The 20386-nt window shown below is 32.1% G+C and carries 16 protein-coding genes; 6 read left to right on the top strand and 10 right to left on the bottom strand.

Annotation, left to right across the window (positions count from 1 at the left end; all coding sequences use genetic code 11):
- Window positions 1–45: 45 nt before the first annotated feature.
- Complete coding sequence (locus tag H7355_RS08575; RefSeq protein WP_186646560.1) at window positions 46–2319, bottom strand: NADP-dependent malic enzyme; 2274 nt, start codon at window positions 2317–2319, stop codon at window positions 46–48.
- A gap of 133 nt (window positions 2320–2452) precedes the next feature.
- Between H7355_RS08575 and H7355_RS08570 the strand changes: the two genes are divergently transcribed.
- The 5 genes from H7355_RS08570 to H7355_RS08550 all read left to right on the top strand — a co-directional run bounded on the left by H7355_RS08570 (window position 2453) and on the right by H7355_RS08550 (window position 8770).
- Entirely contained in the window at window positions 2453–2806 is a 354-nt protein-coding gene (locus H7355_RS08570; RefSeq protein WP_186646558.1) for a response regulator, read from the top strand.
- Window positions 2807–2810: 4 nt separating this feature from the next.
- Window positions 2811–3131 carry a hypothetical protein gene (locus H7355_RS08565; protein WP_186646557.1) on the top strand — a complete coding sequence of 107 codons (321 nt, stop codon included), beginning with the start codon at window positions 2811–2813 and terminating at the stop codon, window positions 3129–3131.
- Window positions 3132–3375: 244 nt separating this feature from the next.
- Window positions 3376–4725 (top strand): TolC family protein, encoded by a 1350-nt coding sequence (locus H7355_RS08560; protein WP_186646555.1) that lies wholly within the window; start codon window positions 3376–3378, stop codon window positions 4723–4725.
- Window positions 4726–4733: 8 nt separating this feature from the next.
- On the top strand, window positions 4734–5663 hold the full coding sequence (locus H7355_RS08555; protein ID WP_186646553.1) for an efflux RND transporter periplasmic adaptor subunit: 930 nt from the start codon (window positions 4734–4736) through the stop codon (window positions 5661–5663).
- A gap of 17 nt (window positions 5664–5680) precedes the next feature.
- Window positions 5681–8770 carry an efflux RND transporter permease subunit gene (locus H7355_RS08550; RefSeq protein WP_186646552.1) on the top strand — a complete coding sequence of 1030 codons (3090 nt, stop codon included), beginning with the start codon at window positions 5681–5683 and terminating at the stop codon, window positions 8768–8770.
- Window positions 8771–8790: 20 nt separating this feature from the next.
- Here H7355_RS08550 and ubiG read toward each other — a convergent pair whose 3' ends face one another.
- The 5 genes from ubiG to H7355_RS08525 all read right to left on the bottom strand — a co-directional run bounded on the left by ubiG (window position 8791) and on the right by H7355_RS08525 (window position 13196).
- A complete protein-coding gene (gene ubiG, locus H7355_RS08545) occupies window positions 8791–9537 on the bottom strand; it encodes a bifunctional 2-polyprenyl-6-hydroxyphenol methylase/3-demethylubiquinol 3-O-methyltransferase UbiG (RefSeq protein WP_186646551.1) in 747 nt (248 codons plus the stop codon).
- A gap of 489 nt (window positions 9538–10026) precedes the next feature.
- A complete protein-coding gene (locus H7355_RS08540) occupies window positions 10027–11211 on the bottom strand; it encodes a 3-oxoacyl-[acyl-carrier-protein] synthase III C-terminal domain-containing protein (RefSeq protein ID WP_186646550.1) in 1185 nt (394 codons plus the stop codon).
- A gap of 129 nt (window positions 11212–11340) precedes the next feature.
- Window positions 11341–11793: a GNAT family N-acetyltransferase gene (locus H7355_RS08535; RefSeq protein WP_186646549.1), complete on the bottom strand. Its 453-nt coding sequence runs from the start codon at window positions 11791–11793 to the stop codon at window positions 11341–11343.
- 136 nt (window positions 11794–11929) lie between these two features.
- Entirely contained in the window at window positions 11930–12589 is a 660-nt protein-coding gene (locus tag H7355_RS08530; protein ID WP_186646548.1) for a hypothetical protein, read from the bottom strand.
- The gene (locus H7355_RS08525; protein ID WP_186646546.1) at window positions 12573–13196 is read right to left on the bottom strand and encodes an outer membrane beta-barrel protein; all 624 of its coding nucleotides are present in this window, start codon (window positions 13194–13196) and stop codon (window positions 12573–12575) included. Before H7355_RS08525 ends, H7355_RS08530 begins: the two co-directional genes overlap by 17 nt.
- A gap of 75 nt (window positions 13197–13271) precedes the next feature.
- On the opposite strand from H7355_RS08525, the gene rnhA reads away from it, so the two are divergent.
- Window positions 13272–13730 carry a ribonuclease HI gene (gene rnhA / locus H7355_RS08520; protein ID WP_186646545.1) on the top strand — a complete coding sequence of 153 codons (459 nt, stop codon included), beginning with the start codon at window positions 13272–13274 and terminating at the stop codon, window positions 13728–13730.
- Here rnhA and H7355_RS08515 read toward each other — a convergent pair whose 3' ends face one another.
- The 4 genes from H7355_RS08515 to ribF are packed head-to-tail and all read right to left on the bottom strand — an operon-like array spanning window position 13731 to window position 20385.
- The gene (locus H7355_RS08515) at window positions 13731–15521 is read right to left on the bottom strand and encodes a hypothetical protein (protein WP_186646544.1); all 1791 of its coding nucleotides are present in this window, start codon (window positions 15519–15521) and stop codon (window positions 13731–13733) included. It lies immediately after the preceding gene.
- Between the two features lie 13 nt (window positions 15522–15534).
- Complete coding sequence (locus H7355_RS08510; protein WP_186646543.1) at window positions 15535–17109, bottom strand: Ppx/GppA phosphatase family protein; 1575 nt, start codon at window positions 17107–17109, stop codon at window positions 15535–15537.
- Window positions 17109–19436 carry a polyphosphate kinase 1 gene (gene ppk1, locus H7355_RS08505; RefSeq protein WP_186646542.1) on the bottom strand — a complete coding sequence of 776 codons (2328 nt, stop codon included), beginning with the start codon at window positions 19434–19436 and terminating at the stop codon, window positions 17109–17111. The genes H7355_RS08510 and ppk1 overlap by 1 nt, the downstream gene beginning before the upstream one ends.
- Window positions 19420–20385 (bottom strand): riboflavin biosynthesis protein RibF, encoded by a 966-nt coding sequence (gene ribF, locus H7355_RS08500; RefSeq protein WP_186646541.1) that lies wholly within the window; start codon window positions 20383–20385, stop codon window positions 19420–19422. Before ribF ends, ppk1 begins: the two co-directional genes overlap by 17 nt.
- Window position 20386 lies beyond the last annotated feature (1 nt).

The raw sequence follows: 20386 nt of genomic DNA, 5'->3' as shown, positions 1-20386 counted from the left end.
CTCAAAACTTGAGATCTTTTTTTTTTAATTACTTACGCAGTAAAATTACATTCCATTTTGCGCCCTATGCACAGTAAATGTAATTAAGTTTACAATTTCTTCAATATCAGAATTACGCGCTAAAACATTTACTGGCTTTTTGATACCAGTCAATATAGGACCAATTGTTGTTGCCCCTCCCAATTTTCCTAGTAATTTATATGCAACATTTCCTGAAGTGAGATCTGGAAAAATAAGGACATTTGCAGGACCTTTTAAAGTAGAGAAGCCGTAGGAGCGCTCCAATAACTCCGATGATAATGCAAAATCAGCTTGCATTTCTCCATCGATTTCAATATCAGGGCGCAATTTCTTCACAATTTCGGTTGCTCTACAAACTTTTTCTGATTCAGGATGTTTCGTGCTACCAAAATTACTAAAGCTGAGCATAGCAACTCTAGGATGTTCGCTTAAATATATTTTTGCAATATCATGTGTCTGAATAGCTATTTGCGCCAATTGTTCAGCACTTGGATTGATATTAACAGTTGCATCCGCTACAAAAATACTTCTTTCTTTCCATAGAAGCATATAAATTCCAGCAAGAACTTTATCTGTTTGCACTCCAAAAATTTGTAAAGCAGGTCTAAGAGCATCGCCGTAATTATGATGAACTCCAGAACAAAATGCATCAGCATGACCCGACTCAACCATCATCGCTGCATAATAATGGTGATCACCGGATATGAGTTCTTGCGCACCCATCCTTGTCACACCTTTTCTTGCACGCTTCTCAAGTAATACAGATGCATAAACATCTGTATTTTTATCCACTGCAGGATCGATAATCGTTACCTGATCAAGATTTTTTTCTAATTTTGCTTCTCGAATAAGATCATGAATCTTATTCACATTACCCAACAAAATGGGTTCACAAATTCCTTCACTCCGCACTATTTCTGCAGCTTTTAAAATTTTTGGGCTTGTTCCTTCAGGCAAAACCACCCGCATTTTCTTTCCATTTGCTCTATTGGCAATAACAACTCCACGTTTAATTTTTCGAGTCACGGATTGCAAAACACCTAAACGGGATTCTAATTGATCAACATAAATGTCAAGGTCAATTTTTTTACGAGCAACATTTGTCTCCATAGCTGCTTTTGCAACCGCAGGAGCAACTCTTAATAATAAACGAGGATCGAATGGCTTAGGAATTAGATATTCACGACCAAAACCTGAAATACTTTCATATGAACGTGTTACACTTTCGGGAATATCTTCTTTTGCAAGTCCTGCGATTGCATAGACAGCAGCCATTTTCATTTCTTCATTTATTCTTCTAGATAGAACGTCCATACATCCTCTAAATATATAAGGATATCCTAGAACGTTATTCACTTGATTCGGATAATCTGAGCGACCAGTTGCAATAATTGCATCGGAGCGAACTGATTTTATATCTTTAGGGCTGATTTCGGGATCCGGATTTGCCATGGCAAATATAATTGGATTTTTGGCCATGCTTGCAACCATTTCTTTAGAAACTGCGCCAGCAACACTCAACCCACAAAAGACATCAGCCCCATCAATTGCTTCAGCTAAAGTTCGTTTTTTAGTTTCGTTTGCAAATCTTTCTTTATATTTATTCATTCCTTCCGTGCGTCCTTTATAAACCACACCTTTGGAATCACATAGAAAAAGATTTTCCTTTTTTAAGCCGATATTAATGTACATTTGTGCACAAGCAATCGCAGCTGCTCCTGCACCATTTACGACACATATGACATCAGCAATATTACGTCCTGTTATTTCACAAGCATTGATCAATGCGGCTGCGCTGACAATTGCTGTTCCATGCTGATCGTCGTGAAAAACAGGAATATCAAGTTCTTCACGCAATTGCTCTTCCACTTCAAAGCATTCGGGTGCTTTGATATCTTCGAGATTAATTCCACCAAAAGTAGGTTCAAGCATTCGGCATGCAGAAATGATTTCTTCAGGTGTTTTTGCATTCAATTCAATGTCGTAACAATCAATATCTGCAAACATTTTAAATAGAACCGCTTTTCCTTCCATTACAGGTTTACCTGCCATGGGACCAATCGCACCTAAACCAAGAACTGCAGTCCCATTGGTCACAACTGCAACTAAATTTCCTTTTGCTGTATATTCATAAACAAGAGAAGGATCCCTTGCTATTTCTTTACATGGTTCAGCGACTCCTGGAGAATATGCAAGAGTGATATCTTTTTGATTTTTACACTCCTTTGTAATTCCTGTTTCAATTTTGCCTTTGCGGCCTTTGCTATGATAATTTAGTGCATCTTCTCTCAAACCCATGTATATTCCTTTCCTCTAAATGATGTCATGGGAACAACCTCAGTCTACGGTACCCTTTATATTTAAAGCATGCAATGTGCTATTCTATCAGTGAACTATGTGCAAAAACCGTAAAAAAAGGTAATAACTCATTATGAAAGTTCTAATTATTGACGATGATTCAGATTTACTTGAGATGGCAGCACGTAGAATGAAAAAAAAAGGTATTGATGTTTTGACAGCACTTAATCTCAGTGACGCTTTTGAGATTTTAAAAAAAACCACTGAAATAAATGCAATAATATGCGATCTTTTCCTAGCAAATGGTGAAAATGGAATTGATTTCTTTGAAAATGAATTAAATCATATATTTAAAGAAAAATTTATCTTGACCACAGGCGATGATTCTGCCGACAATCGAATTGAAAAATTAAAAAATTCATATTCTAACTTTTCGTGCATGCAAAAACCTTATTCAATCGACGAACTCCTTAAATATTTAGGATAACAATATGGCAAAAAAATTATCAGCAAAAATGAAAGAGATAAATGAGCCAGGCCATTGGCTCAAACTCAATGAAGCAGCACAACTTTTACAAACATCAGAAATAACACTGAGAAGAAAATTAAAATCTGGCAAAATAAGATCTGAATTTCGTGATGGTAAATACTATGTTTTTATAAAAGATGAATTATATAATGAAAAAAAAGAAGAAATAATACAATTTGAAAGCTATTTAAAAGAAAAAGAAATTGAATTGCGAGAACTAAAAAAGCAAATTATTGATCAAAAGATACTGATAGAAATATTAGAAAAAAAATTAGATTTATAATAATTTATTTTTCTTGACAAGCAATTTTATGTTTGTTAAACAATCCCAATATTGAAAATGAATATTTTAATAATTTAATTAATTTAAATATTCAATCTAAAAAATATTGCAAATATAAGATAACCCTACTGTTTAATTTTTGTGTACTTTTATTGAAAATAAATTGAGCATAGCGTAATTTCACATTTGTGAGTGAGGGATATTTCTTAATAAGCAACATAGCAAGGAGAGCTCACCGATAATTATGCAAGTTATTAAATATATTTTTTTAGTTATTTTTTTGTCATTTATAAAAAACTCAAGTATTTCCCAATCTAAAATAAATAGTAATTTACCAACGAATATCACGCTTGAAAAAGCTATGGATTTAGCTGAAATAAATTCTTATAAAGTGAAAGCTGCTACTCAAGATTTAGACTATTATGACAAATCTGAAACACTCTCCTACTTTAATTTCGGTCCAAGTCTAAGCATCTCTGGAGATCTTACTTTTGCAGATGATCAAAGGCAGAACTATAATTCCAATATTCCCTCACAGAGCGAAAGCATTGCTCTAGAGCTAAGTCAACCATTAACAGGTCTCATTACAGAGTTACCCAACTTAATGGCGAAAAAAGAGTTTAAAAAAGCGGCAAGCTTTGATCTTTTGGCAGAGAGAATAAAAGCTCGAGAAAAAGCAGCTGAATATTTTTTAAATGTTCAACAAGCTTATCGGAATATTGAAATAAAAAAAACTGAATTAACAAGTGTAGCTGATCAATTAAAAGAAACCAAAATCCTTTTTGAAAGTGGAGATGAAAATAAAACAAAAATAGATCTTTTGCAATTCCAAGCAAAATATATTGAAAGTGAAATAAAACTCAGTCAAGCTGAAAACGAATTACAAAATAAAATTAATGAACTAAAAACTTTTTTAAATATACATAGCAACCTTACACTCTCATATGAAAATAAATCTTATTTTGAGTTAAGAAATAAACCATTAGAATCTCTTGAAAGTATCATTAAAAAAGGAAAAAACAATAGAAATGAATTAAAAAGTCTTGATAATAAAATCAGTGCTGAAAAATATAATTTATTACATTCATCAGCAGCATATTTACCAGAGATAAATGTTTTTGCTAGAAACAGCTATGAAAAATCCTCTCAAGAGGCTAGCCCAAATGATCCAAATTATATCTATTATCCTCAAACAAAATTCACTTATGGGTTGAGCTTGAACTGGAAAATTTGGGATGGTGGTGTTATAGCTGACAATCAAATGTCTATATTAAATAGAAAAAGAAAACTCATTCTTGATAAAGAAGAGTCAGAAATAAATATCAATCAAGAAATTATTCTAGCATACAATAATTTTAAGAACTTTAACGAAAATCTGATAAAATCTAAAGATGCAGTCAATATTTCGGAAGAAGCTTTAAAATTATCACTGCTAAAATACCAGACAGGTGATCTATCAGCTTCAGAGCTTATATTAGTGCAAAATAGTTTAACAAATTCAAAAATTAATTTAGCAGAAATGAGAAATAATCTTGATATTTCATGGCTCAAGTTACAAGCTGCATTAGGCGATATTCCAAAAATTACTCAATAAGGTGCTCTATGTGTCATAAAAAAGTTAAAATTTTTAGCTCAATAATTCTCATGAGTCTATTTGGCCTTTTCATATCATGTAAAAAACAAGGCACTGAAAAAGTTTCATTACCAGCAACAAACTCGACACCGACTCAAGAAAAAACCTCTCAACCAGCACAAGAAGCTGCAAAACAAAGTGATATTCTCCATGATATAAAAACGAACATCATTGACACTTCTCTGGACGCAAGCAGTGTGCCAAGAATTCCGGCTTCAATTAAAGCGGAAAATCAAAGCTCAATTGGTTTTTTGACTTCAGGCACAATCAGCAATATTTATGTAAAAGCCGGCGAAGAAGTCAAGCAAGGTCAATTGCTAGCTTCCTTAGCGGAAAAACAAGCATCTATAGATGTTCGCTCTGCGCAGATTGAAGTTGAAAATAAAAAATTATTACTCGAGCAACAAGAAAAAAAATTACTTCGTGTTACTCAGCAGCAAAAAAATGGGATTATCAATACAACAACATTAGAAAATGAAAAAATAAATACCAAAGCTGCAATTCTAAATTTAAAAAATGCACAAGCAACTTTAGAGGGTAAAGAATTTATCCTTAAAGCAAATAAACTCTACGCACCGTATTCAGGAGTTATTTCTAAGGTATTAAAAAATGTTGGAGATTATCTCTCTGAAGGAACACCTGCATTACAAATTACACAAATGAAAAATCTTAGTTTATTTACTCAAATGCCGATTACCTATTTTAATCAAGTAAAACTTGGAATGAAATTTGATGTAATAAATCCAATATCTGGCGAAAAAGGGACTGCAATTATAAAAAGAATTGTCCCAGTAATTGATCAATCAACAAGAACCTTTGATGTTTATGCAGATGTAAAAAATTATACAGGTACGCTTGTGCCAGGTACTTTTTTAGAAATCAAACTTAAATCCAACTAATTTTAAGAGAAACTGAAATGCTACTCTCAAAAGTCTCTATCAAAAGACCTTATTTTTCATCTATTTTGAATCTATTAATCATAATATTTGGCCTTATGTCCTATCCTAAACTAGGGATAGAAGACAAACCTAATATTGAATTGCCGTTTATAACCGTGAGTGTTGCCTATTCAGGATCAAATCCCTCTACTTCTGAGGAACTCCTTTTAAAACCTATGGAAAAAAGTTTTCGAAGTATCACTGGTCTCAAAAATATGAATGGCTCAGCATATCAAAACGGTGCAAGTGTTTCACTCGAATTTGATCTCGAAGTAAAACCAGATAGAGCCATTGAAGATGTGAGAAATAAAGTAAGCCAAATATATTTTCCTAAGGATGCAGATACTCCAATTGTTGAAAAATATGAAATGAATGGTGATAGCATTTTGGGATTAACTTTATCATCAACAAAGCTATCTAAAAAAGAACTTTCAAACTATGCCATTTTTGAATTAAAACCTTTAATTCAACAAATAAAAGGTGTTGGAGAAATTGATGTAATAGGTTCACAAGAAAGAGAAGTACATATAGAGTTGAATTCCGCTCTCATAAATTCGATGCAATTATCACCGATTAAGATAAAAAATCAAATTGCCAGCCAAATTGTTACCTTACCAGCTGGACTTCTGCGCACACCGACGAGTGTCACAGGTATGTCTACTCAAAATATACCAACATCCATTGATAGCATTGCAAAAATACCATTAGAATTAAATCCTAATAATATTCTCCGTGTAGAAGATATTGCAGAAGTAAAAGACAGCGTTGTCGAGGCAAGATCCTATGGGGAATTCAATGGTAAACAATCTATTTTTATTTATATCGGAAAAAAACCTCAATCTAATATGGTTGAAGTTTCTAACGATATTCGTGATCTGATTAAAAAGATTAATATTTCCCAAAGAGAAAATCTCAATCTTTCGGTCATTTTTGACGATTCAACATGGATTTCATCATCCATTGAATCAGTTAAATTTGACCTCTTACTTGGTGCCATACTTGCAGTCTTCGTCGTCTTTATCTTTCTTCATGATTGGCGCAATACTATTATTTGTGCTGTTTCCATACCAACTTCAATTATAGGAACATTTATAGTTGCAAATGCGTTAAACTTTACTTTAAATAACTTAACAATGTTAGCACTAACTCTTTCAATAGGAATACTTGTAGACGACTCAATTGTTGTTATTGAAAATATTCATAGACATAGAACTCTTGGTAAAAACATTTTCACTGCTGCGTATGATGGCACAGCTGAAATAGGTTTAGCTGCGATTGCTGTTACATTAGCAATTGTTGCCGTTTTTATTCCTGTAGCATTTATGGAAGGGATTATTGGAAAATTCTTTTTTGAATTTGGTATCACCGTAGCAACCTCAGTGCTAATTTCACTTTTTGTTGCATTTACCTTAGTTCCTATGATGAGTAGCCGCATATTGAAAGATGAAAATCATTTAAGCACTCAAAAAAATAAATATGCTGAACTATTTGATAAAAAATTTGCTGAATTTCAAAAAAAATATCAGAATACATTACGTTTTTTATTGAGATATAAGAAATCGACTCTTTCAGCAGCCCTTGTAATACTAATCTTAAGCGTCATTTTGTTAAAATTTGTACCGATGACTCTCAATATTGATGAAGATAATGGTAAAACGAGAATATCATTTACTCTTGCAAAGGATACTCCATTAGCAGTTTCTACTAAAAGAGCCCAGGAAATCGAAAAATATATCCTTTCCTATCCTGGAGTTGAGAGCGTTCTTATGCGAGTTGGCGGAGGTCAGTTTGGTGTTGCAAGTGATATTAATTACAATATTACATTAATAGATCCCAAAAAAAGAACTTTTACAACTGCTCAATTCAAACAAAATATATCTGAAAATTTAAAACGATTTATTCAAAATCCAGAAGAAAAAGTTGGTTTCGGCTCACGAGATTATCCTCTGCAAATCAGTCTTCTCTCTAGTAACACCCAAACACTTGAAATGTATTCACAGAAACTGATTGAATTTATGAATACCCTTCCAGATGTAAAAGATGCTTCTAGCAATGCAGATGACTCTACCTATGAATATAAAATTATTCCAAATCGAATTAAAGCCGCGAGTTTAGGAATAACATCTCAAGATATTGCAAGTACATTAAAATATTTATATGCAGGAGAAAAAGTAGGAGATTTTTATGCTGATGGCCGCTTTTATGACATAAAAATTATGTTACCAAACAATAATAATCAAACACTTAATTCCCTAGCTGGCGTTTTTATTCCAACACGCAATGACAACTCTGTGCTACTATCGACAATTGCAACAATTGAAAAAGTAAAAGTTGAATCTGTTATTCGCCATTTAAATGGGGAAAAAGAAATTACAATTAAAGCAAAATATTTTGGAAAAAACTTAGCGGGAGTAACCTCTCAAATAAATGATTATATGAAAGAAACTATGCCATTTGAAATTAAAAATAAATTAGGGGGTGATACAGAATTTTTGAATGAAAGTATTAAAATAATTTCATCGACACTTTTACTCGCTGTTCTTTTTATTTTCATGGTGCTTTGCGCACAGTTCGAAAATTTTATGGGGCCATTCTCCATCATGCTCAGTGTTCCGCTTGCATTTTCAGGATCATTTTTAGCATTAATTATAACAAGACAACCCATGTCTATAAACGCTATTATTGGTATTATTATGCTGATGGGACTCGTGACAAAAAATGCAATTTTATTGATAGAATTTGCTCAACAAAAAGCCAGAGAAGGTATGTCAGTCAATGAAAGCTTGCTCGAATCAGCATACGTCCGTTTTAGACCTATTTTAATGACAACATTAACAATGGTGGCTGGTATGATACCACTCATTTTAAGCACAGGACCAGGGCATGAGAGTAGAGCAAATATGGGTATAACTGTCGTTGGAGGGCTCATCTCATCTGCTATTTTAACTTTATTAATAGTGCCATGTTTTTATAGTTTTATAAATGAAACTAAAATGAAGCTAAAAAATATTTTGCATAAAATAAGACCCCATTCTCGCACCCTAAAAGAAAGAAGAACAAACGACTGAATGAGGCAGATTCAATTCTGTTAATTTAACTTTTCTGCGTAACCAATATATCCAGAAATTAATGAGTTTGTTAGCTTAAATTCAAATTTATCATCAATCTCCCCTTTAAATATTAATTTCATAAATTCTTTTGAAAATATTTTAGGGTTTAAGCCTTTAATTTCTTTTAAATTGCAGTTTAATTCCATTAATATATTTCTAATCTCTTTAGGTTTAATAAACAAGTGATGAACATGTAAGTTTTTAGGAGTGTTTTTAACAAATATTTCCATTCCCTTTATAACAAATAAAAAAGAAAATATATTTCTATTAAATGTATGATAAAAAATATAACCTCCTTTTTTTAAGCAACGCACGCATTCGTTTAATACCTGAATGTAATTATCCACATGTTCAAGAACATCTAATATACAGACGACATCAAAATTAGCATCAGGAAATGGAAGAGCATGAGCATCGGCATACTGATATTTTACAGTTCCTGTCTTGTCATATTTTTTTCCTACATTTAGAACTTCTGGGTGAATATCTACACCGGTGACATTATAATTCATATTAGCTAATTCATTTGCAAGCAATCCTCCACCGCAACCAACATCTAATACAGAAATGTTTTCATTTTTTACCAATTCATTTATTTTTTTACTAACCCATGGATTGCGTGCCCTTGCTTCAGCTCGCAGAAGAGCCACATAATTATCACTTACGTACCACTCATCTCCCATTTGCTTATAAATTTCATTGTTTATTTGATATTTTTTCAGCATATTTACGACCTTTCCATATTATATTCCAATATAAAATTTGGTACAATAAAAACAAATTAATTGATACAAACTGGAATATAATTATGTTTTTTAAAAAAATTAAATCCACATGTAATAAAAAACTAAAATATGATTTAGAGAATGCTGACCAAAATACAAAAATAAATATCAACATTATGGGATGACAAATAAATAAAAAAGCGTGCAATAGATGCTCAATTTTACTACAGTATTTTGCATGAACAAATTCGTCTTTAGTAATCAATGCACAAGAGATGATAGCCAGAAATAAAAAAATAATCATATTTATTTTTGTCATTGGAAGAAAAATGATGACAAAGAAGCAAAGAAGTGTTGACAGAGTATCTAATGGATGACCAATCCTTTCCCATTTAGTCAAACCTCTTTTCCTATGAAAATAAAACTCATCTATAAGCATAATTATTGAATGAAATATTATAAAAATTAAAAATGTAATATCTACGATTATCATATGACTCTCATTATTGAGCCAGACATTGTGAGTCCTGGCCCAAATGCTAAACTCACTACAAGCATGCCTATGACTTCTTTTGTTTGAGATATTCGTTCCCAAATATGTGGAAGAGTTGCCGAAGACATATTACCATATTCAAATAAAATAGATTGACTGTACTTTATTTGCTGTGCCGATAAATTCAAAATATCTCTTATATATTCAATAATTTTTGGTCCTCCTGGATGAATAGCAAAAATAACTTTTTCTTTTTCGTCACTAAAATTCATTCCAGCTTTGTCAAATAAATTATTAAGAAATACTTCAATATTTTCGGCAATTATTGATGGAACTTTTCTTGAAATGGTCATTTGAAAACCAAAATCTGAAAGTCGCCAGGTCATTGCGTCAAAAGACTCAGCATACAAATTCTCTTGCTCAACAATAATTTCAAATGCATTTTGCGTATCGTTAGCTGAATAATCATTAGATTCGCATATCGAATATTTTATATGACCATCCGCAAATAAACTCTGGACAACAATTTGTTCAGGGTCGTGAGCCGCTGGGTTAAAATGGAGTGTACACAATTCATTATGAATAATATCAACTTTTTTCTTAACTTTTTCATTTATAGCTTGATGTCTATTCTCATTTTGCAAAAATCCTTTTCCCATTCTTATTGCAGGTAAAGAAGCGTAACAGCCCATATGATAAGCATGTGTCACTTGGCAAAAACTTCCCCAACCACGCTCTGCCACTAGTTTTTGTGGTGCAGATGGTGATACATAGCCGGTGCAGGAAACATGAATTAGATTTTGCGGCGCATGATAAACATCTTTATAAAAAATTTGTAAAATATTTTGAATTTTATATTCAAAAAACTGCATACGTTGATGCATAAAAACACCTGACGCACTTTTATTAAGATTAAATATTTCCATTGCATCCCAATTAGTATGAAGAAAATCTGAAATATCCGATCCACGTTTACTAATTTTTTCTGGCTTGCAAGCAAATCTGAGAACAATTTTTTGAATGAGATCATAATACTCATCAATATTTTTTCTACGTCCCTGCGCTAAACTCTCTTTATACTTAGAAAAAGCATGTGCTTGCGCTATCCAATTTAGCGCATCTCCCTGAATTGATTCATATTGTGGGCGAATAATATGAAAATCGTATAGAATGAATCGCATAGGCTCACCTCACAAAAAAATGCATAAAGATCGTTTTCTGGATATTAGCAAATATTCATATTTTGATACATACTTGGAACGCTATTTTTATAATAGAGGTTGGATTAACAATATATAAAAACAATAATTCTAAAGATTCTTTTCCATAACAAAAGCATTTTCCATATTTTTATAATACTTTTTGCGAACTGAAATTTTTATAAAACCAGTCTTTAAATAAAAAGATAAAGCGGGTGTATTATTTTCTCCAACTTCTAAAATAATTTTGCTAACTTGATGATTTCCAATATATTTATTTGAATATTCGAAAATACTTAATAACAAATTTGATAACCCTTGCCTTCTATAGTCATTAGAGACAAATAAATAATCCATTTCCGCTTCATTCATAATAATATTCATATTTAAAAATGAAATTAATTTTTTATCTTCAAATATTGCATAGAAATTTGAAAAATACTTTTCATTTGTTGCATGAACACAATGACTAAAGAAATTTTCAAAAGAATTTAAAGATTGTGAGTAAGCATCTGCCAAAGAGATTTCATACATTTGTTTAGCAATGAATAATTCGTCTGCCATATTAAAAAAAGGATTTTCATCAAACTCATTTAGTAAAACTAAATTTGAAAGAAATGAATCGAAGTATTCATGCTCTAAATATTCTTCTTTTATAAAAGCTGAAAAAATATTACCAGCCCATGAAAATAATATATTTTTAATCTTTCTTCTCCAATTCGCTATTAATATCTTTTTCTTTCGTATTGATAACTCGCCAAGTAAAAGGAGTTGACCATAAAGTTGGATTTTTTTCGAAACCTCCTTTAATAGATTTGTAAACGTTAGAACGAAGAATTATATAAACAAAATCATACAGTGTTGCTTCTGAAAAATGATCAAGTTGATATGCTTCTTCCTGACTTAAACTCTGCCATGGTCTATTTGTTTTAACTGATTTTGTGATATTTTCGATAGCCTCTTTAGGAATTGAAAAGAGTTTTAATTGAAAACTTTCATTCCAAGTTGTGCAAATATAAAGAATACGTCTAATATCTTCTGGAAAATTTCCAATATCTCTCTCATTTAAACCAGATGAAGTGGGATTATAAGTCATTGGTAAAAATGTATTCCAATCAGTTGTCATAGCAACTTTTTCATCTGAAAGAAAATTTGCAATCGATAAAATTGCTTTAATATCCAAGGAAGAATAAATATATAAATCGGATCTATCACCACAATTCATAATCGATTTATTTACAGAAATTAGCTTATATTCAGGAAGATTTTCACCGACAGGATTAGAAAATATGACACTTTGTCCATAGGCTTTCCATGGGAAAAATAATAAAATTAATAAAAATTTAAATATTATCGACATCCCCAAATACCAACTCCAATCGGATAATTTGTGCTTGATAATCCGCAGTCTGGATGCCCCGCCAACGCTCATACGAAAATTTAAGGGCAATTGATTTAGGAAAAGTAACACGAATTCCAACTCCATATGTTGCAGAAATTTGACCAAAAGCTGTTTTTGCACGAGCTGCAAATAAAGATCTTTCATCAAAAAATATAGTATATCCTATTCCACCAGTAAAATAGGGGCGAAACATATTTCCTAAATCATTTCCTAGCAAAAAATTTAAGCGTGGTGTCCCTTCAATTTTAGAGTAAATCGACAATGGACTTGTATTCGAATCTTGAGAAGTATTGTTTGCAAGCCAGTCAGACCATCTAATATCAATTCCTCCACTCCACATGCCTCTAATATGATGTTGCATTCCCAAAGAGTATCCATATCCGGAAGTCGTATACGCATCTGAAGTGGATGAAAGTACATTTTCATTATAAACACCAAATGAAAATACTGTTTGAGGAAACGTCATATTCTCTGTTCTGAGAGGTACAAGTTGTGCTGATATCCCATCGACCATAGGATAGGTATCAATGTGATTATTTTGAACCGGTGGCGTTTCAGCTAGCATTCGAATATTCTTTCATGTCAACATTTTCAAAAGCATTTGCATAAACTTTAGCAATGGCTTTAAGAGAGCAGATAAATGACTTCACACGTAACACTTTACACAGATGGCGCTTGTTCTGGAAATCCTGGACCAGGCGGTTGGGGCTGCGTTCTTCTATATGGAGAACATAAAAGAAGATTTTCTGGTTATGAGATTCAAACAACAAACAATAAAATGGAACTTATGGGAGTCATCAAGGGGCTCGAAAGTTTATTGCGCCCTATGCCTGTCCTTATTATCACTGACAGCCAATATGTCAAAAATGCTTTTACCGAAGGTTGGTTAGAGAACTGGCAAAAAAATGGGTGGAAAACCAAAAATGGAAAACCTGTAAAAAATCAAGAAGAATGGCTTGCCTTGAGTTTGCTCCAAAGGAAACACATTCTTTCATGGCAATGGGTCAAAGGGCATTCTGGGGACAAATACAATGAAATGTGTGATGAACTTGCTAGAAATGCAATTACAAATAAAAAAGGAATAGATGAAAAATTCTGACTAACTGTCTCCTTTGTCATCTGCAAATAAAAAATCAAGTGGTGATTTTTTATTTAATTGCTCAACTTTATCATTGTTAATTTTACATAAATCATCAATATTTACACGATTAAATAAATTATTAAAGCCAAAATCAGAGCCATTCAAATAAGCATTATAAGAATTTAAAAAAATACTCTCTAATATTTCACTATTTCCATAAATATCAAAATTCACATCAGCATGCTGTAAATAATTATCATTGTCATTCCAATTTGAATTTACAATATAAACCATATTTGGATCAAAAGCTATCTCGTCAGATTGTTGCAAAACTTTCTCCAAATTAATTTCATCTATAATAACTTGAGTCTTATTTGGTACTGACTGAACTAAAGTGGTATAAATTATAAGTTGCGTCATATTATCCACAACAAATAACTGATAAAACCCAGGCGGGATATTATAGAAAAAACCCATTAAATCATTATTAAATTTATTTTTTATAGAAAAGAAATCGAAATTGCTATTCCCCTTAAAATCTCTTAAAAAAACAGATACATTATTCGCAGAAAAATTTTCATTTAATTTAAGCGCTAAAAATGAGCCCCCTAAATCCTGAGTCATCAATGGATTGAGATATTCTTTATTGTCTTTTATAAAATTTGGATTAAATATTTTTAACAATAAAGGTGACGTTTTGTCTACATAAATTTGCCCAGGTTTATATTCAGCCTGCAAAGAAAGCAGATTTTTTGTATATAATTCTGCATTTGTTTTCAATATGAAGAATTGCCCTTTTTTTTCAAAAGGCAATTTATAATCAATTGTCAAAAGATCATTCCCAAGAGGAAAATAAACTAACTGATTTTTCATCTCATTAGAAATTTGGACTGATGAATAATTAGGTGATGTCTTTAAAGATAAATTTGTGGAATTTTTGTAAGATATACTTTGTCCACCACTCAATTCCTTAATATTTACTGGTCTAAAAATAGAAGTCTTTAAGTCAAAAAGTAAATCATCTGAAAATGAAAAAGGAGATAACAACAAATCAAAGCTAAATTTCTCACCGTTCTGTAGAGTGATATTTAATTTATAATTATCTGACTCTAGATTACATTGCATTTCATCATTGCTACAAGTATTTACATTAAAGAAACAAAAATGACCACTTTGAGTCATAGCACTCAATTCACGAGAAGGTAAATCATCTGCGGTAAAATATTTTGCCGTAAATATTTTACCGTAGTTATTTTGCAAATATGCTTGTGATCCAGATATATGTATAGGATTAACTCCGTCAATATATCCGCACATTCCTGTATTTTCAAAATGCTGTTTTTTATCTTCACTGAATAATTCAGCTAAAGCGGCAGTATACGCATGCGTTTTTAAAATAACATTATAATAATTTGGCACATCAGCCACATATACTGGAAGAATTCTTTTATTTAATTGACCACTTTGATCCCAAAAATATAAACTAAAAGAGCTGCCAGAAGGGACAAAGTTTTTTGGAATAGAAAAACATCCATTGTTATCAGGATAAAATTCAAAAGAGTAACTTTCAGCCCCAGTGTATTGAATACCACCTATTCTGATAATAATATTATTGCTATATTTTTTAAAATAATTTTCATCTTCAGGAATGGTTATTTGACCTGAAAGAGCACCGATTCTTGGACATAAATTTTCTTTTTGATATGGATTTTGATTTATATTTCCTTCGTTAACAAATGCGAAAACATCTAATCCATTCGTAGAAAAAGTAAATAAAAATAATATTTGTGTAAAATATTTTAGCTTCAAGATCCATTACCTTTCAATGCTCTAAAACAATCTCCAGAGAACTCGAAAAAACATTTTCAAATGCTTTCTTTTCAATTGCTGCTTCATACATTTCTAGCTCAATATCCTGACCAGCTCGCATATAAAGGGAAAGACTCATTTTCTCCATAAACAAATCGTTGATTTTAATTTCATGAATTTTACCTTGACGCCCTCTATCTAAGCTTACTGCCAGACGCAAAATGGATGCACAAATATTCACAGCCTTTTGAATATCTTTATCAAAGTCACAATATACTTCATCATTTTCACGAGGCATGCGTTTGCGATGATATCGTACGATTGTTGCAATTATTTGCATCTCACGAGTTGTAAAACCAGGCAAGGTCGCATTTCGAATAAAATAAAAGGTATGTTTATGATGCCCAGTGTGGCCGATAAATAAGCCACATTCATGCAAATATGCTGCAGAGCGTAAATACTCACGCCAAGAATTAGATAAATTATGTTTTTCATATAATTGATCAAAAAGACTTACGGAAAATGATGTAATATGAAAGGCATGCGCTTCATCGATATGAAACTTTTGTCCAAAAGAACGAACTGAGCGCCACCGAATATCACTTGTATCGCCTTGTAACCATACACCATCTCTCAGCATAGTATCGTACAAGATTCCCTCACGAATTGCGGTTAAGGAAATCATCCACTCACGAATTCCTAATATTTTAGTGATTGCACTGAGAACAAATATTCCAGCGACAATAATATCAGCTCTTTTTGAATCTAAACCAGGCAATTGTTTTCTATCTTTTAATGAGCGCGACCTAAGAATTGCTTCTTTTGCTATCCAGATTTCTTTTGCTGTTAAGATAGAACCATGAAGTGAAGGAGGAACTTCTGCATTGGTTAAACCCAAAACCAAAGATTTAACCGCTTTTATTGTTCCTGATGATCCGACTGCACAATCAAAACCAACCCTCTCAACCTCAGACAAAACAGGCTCAAGTCGTGTATTAATATAAAGTTCGAGCGATCTTAAATTTTCATCACTCAAAGGATCACTTTGAATAAATCCCTGTGTTAAACGAACGGAACCTAATTTTAATGATGTGGCAAAACGCTCCTCACCCCACTGACCCACAACAATCTCAGTCGAGCCACCACCAATATCTACAATTAAAGTTGATTTATCCTGTATAGGCAGACCTTGCTGTACACCTAAGTAAACAAGACGAGCTTCTTCATGCCCAGATATTATTTCGATATCAATTCCTGTTTTCTTATATATTTTAGCAACAAAGTCATTGGCATTTTTAGCTTCTCGCAATGCACTTGTACCAACAGCACGTATCTGTGCACCATGAAAATCTGCAATTTCTTTCATTTTTTTTAATACAGAAAGCAAACGATTGAGAGCATCACTATTTAAATTGCCGTCAGAGTCAATAGAGGCAGCTAAACGCACTTGCTCTTTTTCTGAATCAATAATTTTATATTCTTCAGGTGATTCCATTTCAACTAAAAGCATATGAACGCTATTTGAGCCAACATCAATTGCTGCAATTCTTTTTTTTTCAAACATATTTCTGAGAGGCAAATTTAACATTACTTTTTCTTCTTTTTCTTAGTCACGTTTTTCTTCTGCTCTTCGACTACTAAAGATGGTATAAAACGCTCAGGAATACGTTCAAAATCTTTTTTATCGAAAAGCGGTTTTATTGCCTGGTCATACGCAATTGATTTTACCCCATACCTTCTTGCCTCTTCAATAAATTTTTCTTGACATCGGAAAGATGCTTCTCCGTTTTGAATTTGACTTTTAATATATGTGCCGTTACTTTGCATATAATGGCTTTTACAATTATCTTTTAAGAAATTATTTAAAATTCCGGTAATTTTTAATTTTAATTCTAGAGGCTCAATTGGCCAAACAATTTCAATACGCTTATCCATATTCCGCTGCATAAAATCTGCACTACCACAATAAATAAGTGGATTTCCATTATTTTTAAACCAAAATATTCTTGAATGCTCTAAAAATCTATCAATGATACTAATAACTTTTATATTATCAGAAATGCCATGAATACCTGGTCTTAAAATACAAACACCTCGTATAATCAAATCAATTTTTACACCTTTTTGACTAGCTTTGTAAAGTGCATGACAAAGCTTCGTATCAACCAAAGAATTCATTTTTAGAATGATATGGGCAGGATTATCCTGTGTATGCAATTTCTTTTCGTGATCTATGAGTTGAATAATTTGTTCCCTTAAGCGAAAGGGAGCTACTTTTATCTTTTCAAAATCGGGAGCGCGAAAGCGGGTTTTCTCTTGATCTCTCAAAATATTAAATCCAGTGAGAAAATTAAAAAGATTTGCGACATCATCACATAAAGCAGCATCTGAAGTTAAATGCCCAATATCGGTATAAAGCTTTGCTGTTGCACTGTTATAATTTCCTGTTGATAAATGTACATATTTCTGTAGATAATTATTTTTTTCTTTTCTTACCACTAATGTACATTTCGCATGTGTTTTTAAATCAATAAAACCAAAAACCACATGTGCGCCCGCTCGCTCAAGTCTTTTTGCCCATTCAATATTATTTGCTTCATCAAATCTAGCTTTTAATTCTACGACAACAGTAACTTGCTTTCCTCTTTCCGCAGCATTCACAAGAGCTTCTATAATTGGAGAGTCACCTCCTGAACGATAAAGTGTTTGCTTAATTGCTAATACTTTTTCATCTTTTGCTGCACTTCTTAGAAAATCGAGAACACTTGCAAATGAATCATAGGGATGATGCAATAAAATATCTTTTTCACGTATAATATCAAATATATCACGACTTTCATCGACGAGTGAAATATTTAATCTAGGATTAAATGAAGGATCTTTTAACTCTGGATCCACACGCTCAAGTTTTAAAAGTGCTGCAAGATCTCGATAATTAAGCATACCATCAATTTCATAAAGATCAGAAGAATCAAGTTCTAAAACAGCTGCTAGTTTATTACGTAACCAATCAGGCATATTTTTTTCATATTCAAGCCTCACAACAGTTTTTTGCTCTCTATCTTTCAACTCATACTCAATAGATTTCATAAGATCTTTGACTTCACCCTCAAGAAGTTGATAGTCAAGATTTCTTGTTACTCTAAATGAATAGGTACCTATAACTTTAGTCCAAGGAAATAAGGCGGGCATATAACTTTTTATAAGTTCTTCAACAAGAAAAAATCTATGTTTATTCGCTTTTATTGTTATAGGAATGAGTCTTTGAATTTTTTGAGGAATTTCAACTAAAGCTAAGAGTGGTTCTCCATTTTCAGAAACACCTTCAAAAGTTACAGCTAAATATAAAGATAAATTCGATAAGTAAGGGAAAGGATGCGCGGGATCAATTGCGAGAGGAGTGAGAACTGGAAAAACTTGGCTTTCAAAATGTGCGTCTAATTTCTCTTCTTCCGATCGAGTCAATTCATCCAAGTTTGCAATAGAAATATGGTGATTTGCTAGCATTGGAAAAATTTGTGTATACAAACATCGCTCTGCGCGCTTTATCAGTCCCCTAACTTTAATTGCAACTTCATCTAATGTTTCGTCAAATTCATCTTCATCCGGATAAATATTGTTTGGTTTAACAACAAGTTTTAATAAGCCAGATAATCTGACCATGAAAAATTCATCTAAGTTTGAAGCAAAAATTGTACAAAATTTTATTTTTTCAAATAAAGGAACATTTTTATTTTCTGCTTCTGTTAATACTCGTTCATTAAAAGACAACCAAGCAATTTCTCTATTAAGATAAAGATCATGATCATCTAAATGAATTTGTTTTAATTGTACCAGTTCTTTTATTTGGTTTTGACTAGAATAGGGAATAATATTTTTGTTTTTTTTTATGTCAGGATTAGATATTTTGCTCATTTCGGTCATCCATAAAATAAGATCTTGTTTTTTGGACGTCCTTTGCAATTTGCTCTTTCAATTGCTCAATTCCATTAAATTTCATTTCACCTCTTAAAAATTTCTTAATATGAAATTTAATTTTTCGGGTGTAAATGTCTTCAGAGAAATCAAGAATATGAGCTTCAATTTGTAATTTCAAGCCACTTGCAATAGTTGGACGAACACCACAGTTCATTACAGCTTGTAATAATTTCCCATTTGAATCTATTTCAACGTAACAAGCATATACCCCATGTTTTGGGACTACGAGATTGTCATCGAGTAAAATATTCGCAGTTGGAAAACCAATTAAACGGCCACGCTGATCTCCCTTAACTACCATGCCTGACAAAAAATAGGAATGGCCTAAAAGCTTCTCAGCATATTCCGCATCACCTTGTAATAAAGCTTCACGCACAGCAGACGAAGAAACAGTTTTTCCATCAAATAATTTGAAAGCAGAAGCTTGTTTAATTGTCCATCCTACATTTTCTGCAAAGCATTTCATATGTATAAAATTACCTTTTCTTTGTCTTCCATAACAAAAATCATGACCAATTAATATAGTATCAATTTGGAAAAGATCCTTTAACCACAAACAAAAATCATCTGCACTTAATAAAGAAAATTCTTGTGAAAATGTTTGTACCATGACAAGATCAACTCCAGCATTTAATAATAAAGCTATTTTTTCGTTTAAAGATGTCAATAGAGGTTTTGCGTTGTCATGGGAGAAAAAATTTGCGGGATGAGGATCGAAGGTTAAAAGCGCAATTTTTGTATCTGGCGAGCTTTTCTTTAATTCATTAATTAAATATAAATGACCAGAATGAACGCCATCAAAATTCCCAATTGTTAATGAGAATCTTTCCTTTTTATCGAAAGATTCTCTGTCTCCAAATATCTGAAATGAGTCTTTTAAAGACATA

The sequence above is a fragment of the Fluviispira vulneris genome (assembly GCF_014281055.1).
Taxonomy (GTDB): domain Bacteria; phylum Bdellovibrionota_B; class Oligoflexia; order Silvanigrellales; family Silvanigrellaceae; genus Silvanigrella; species Silvanigrella vulneris.
The sequence above is the reverse complement of the archived record's forward strand: the minus strand, read 5'-3'. Positions and strand labels throughout refer to the sequence as shown.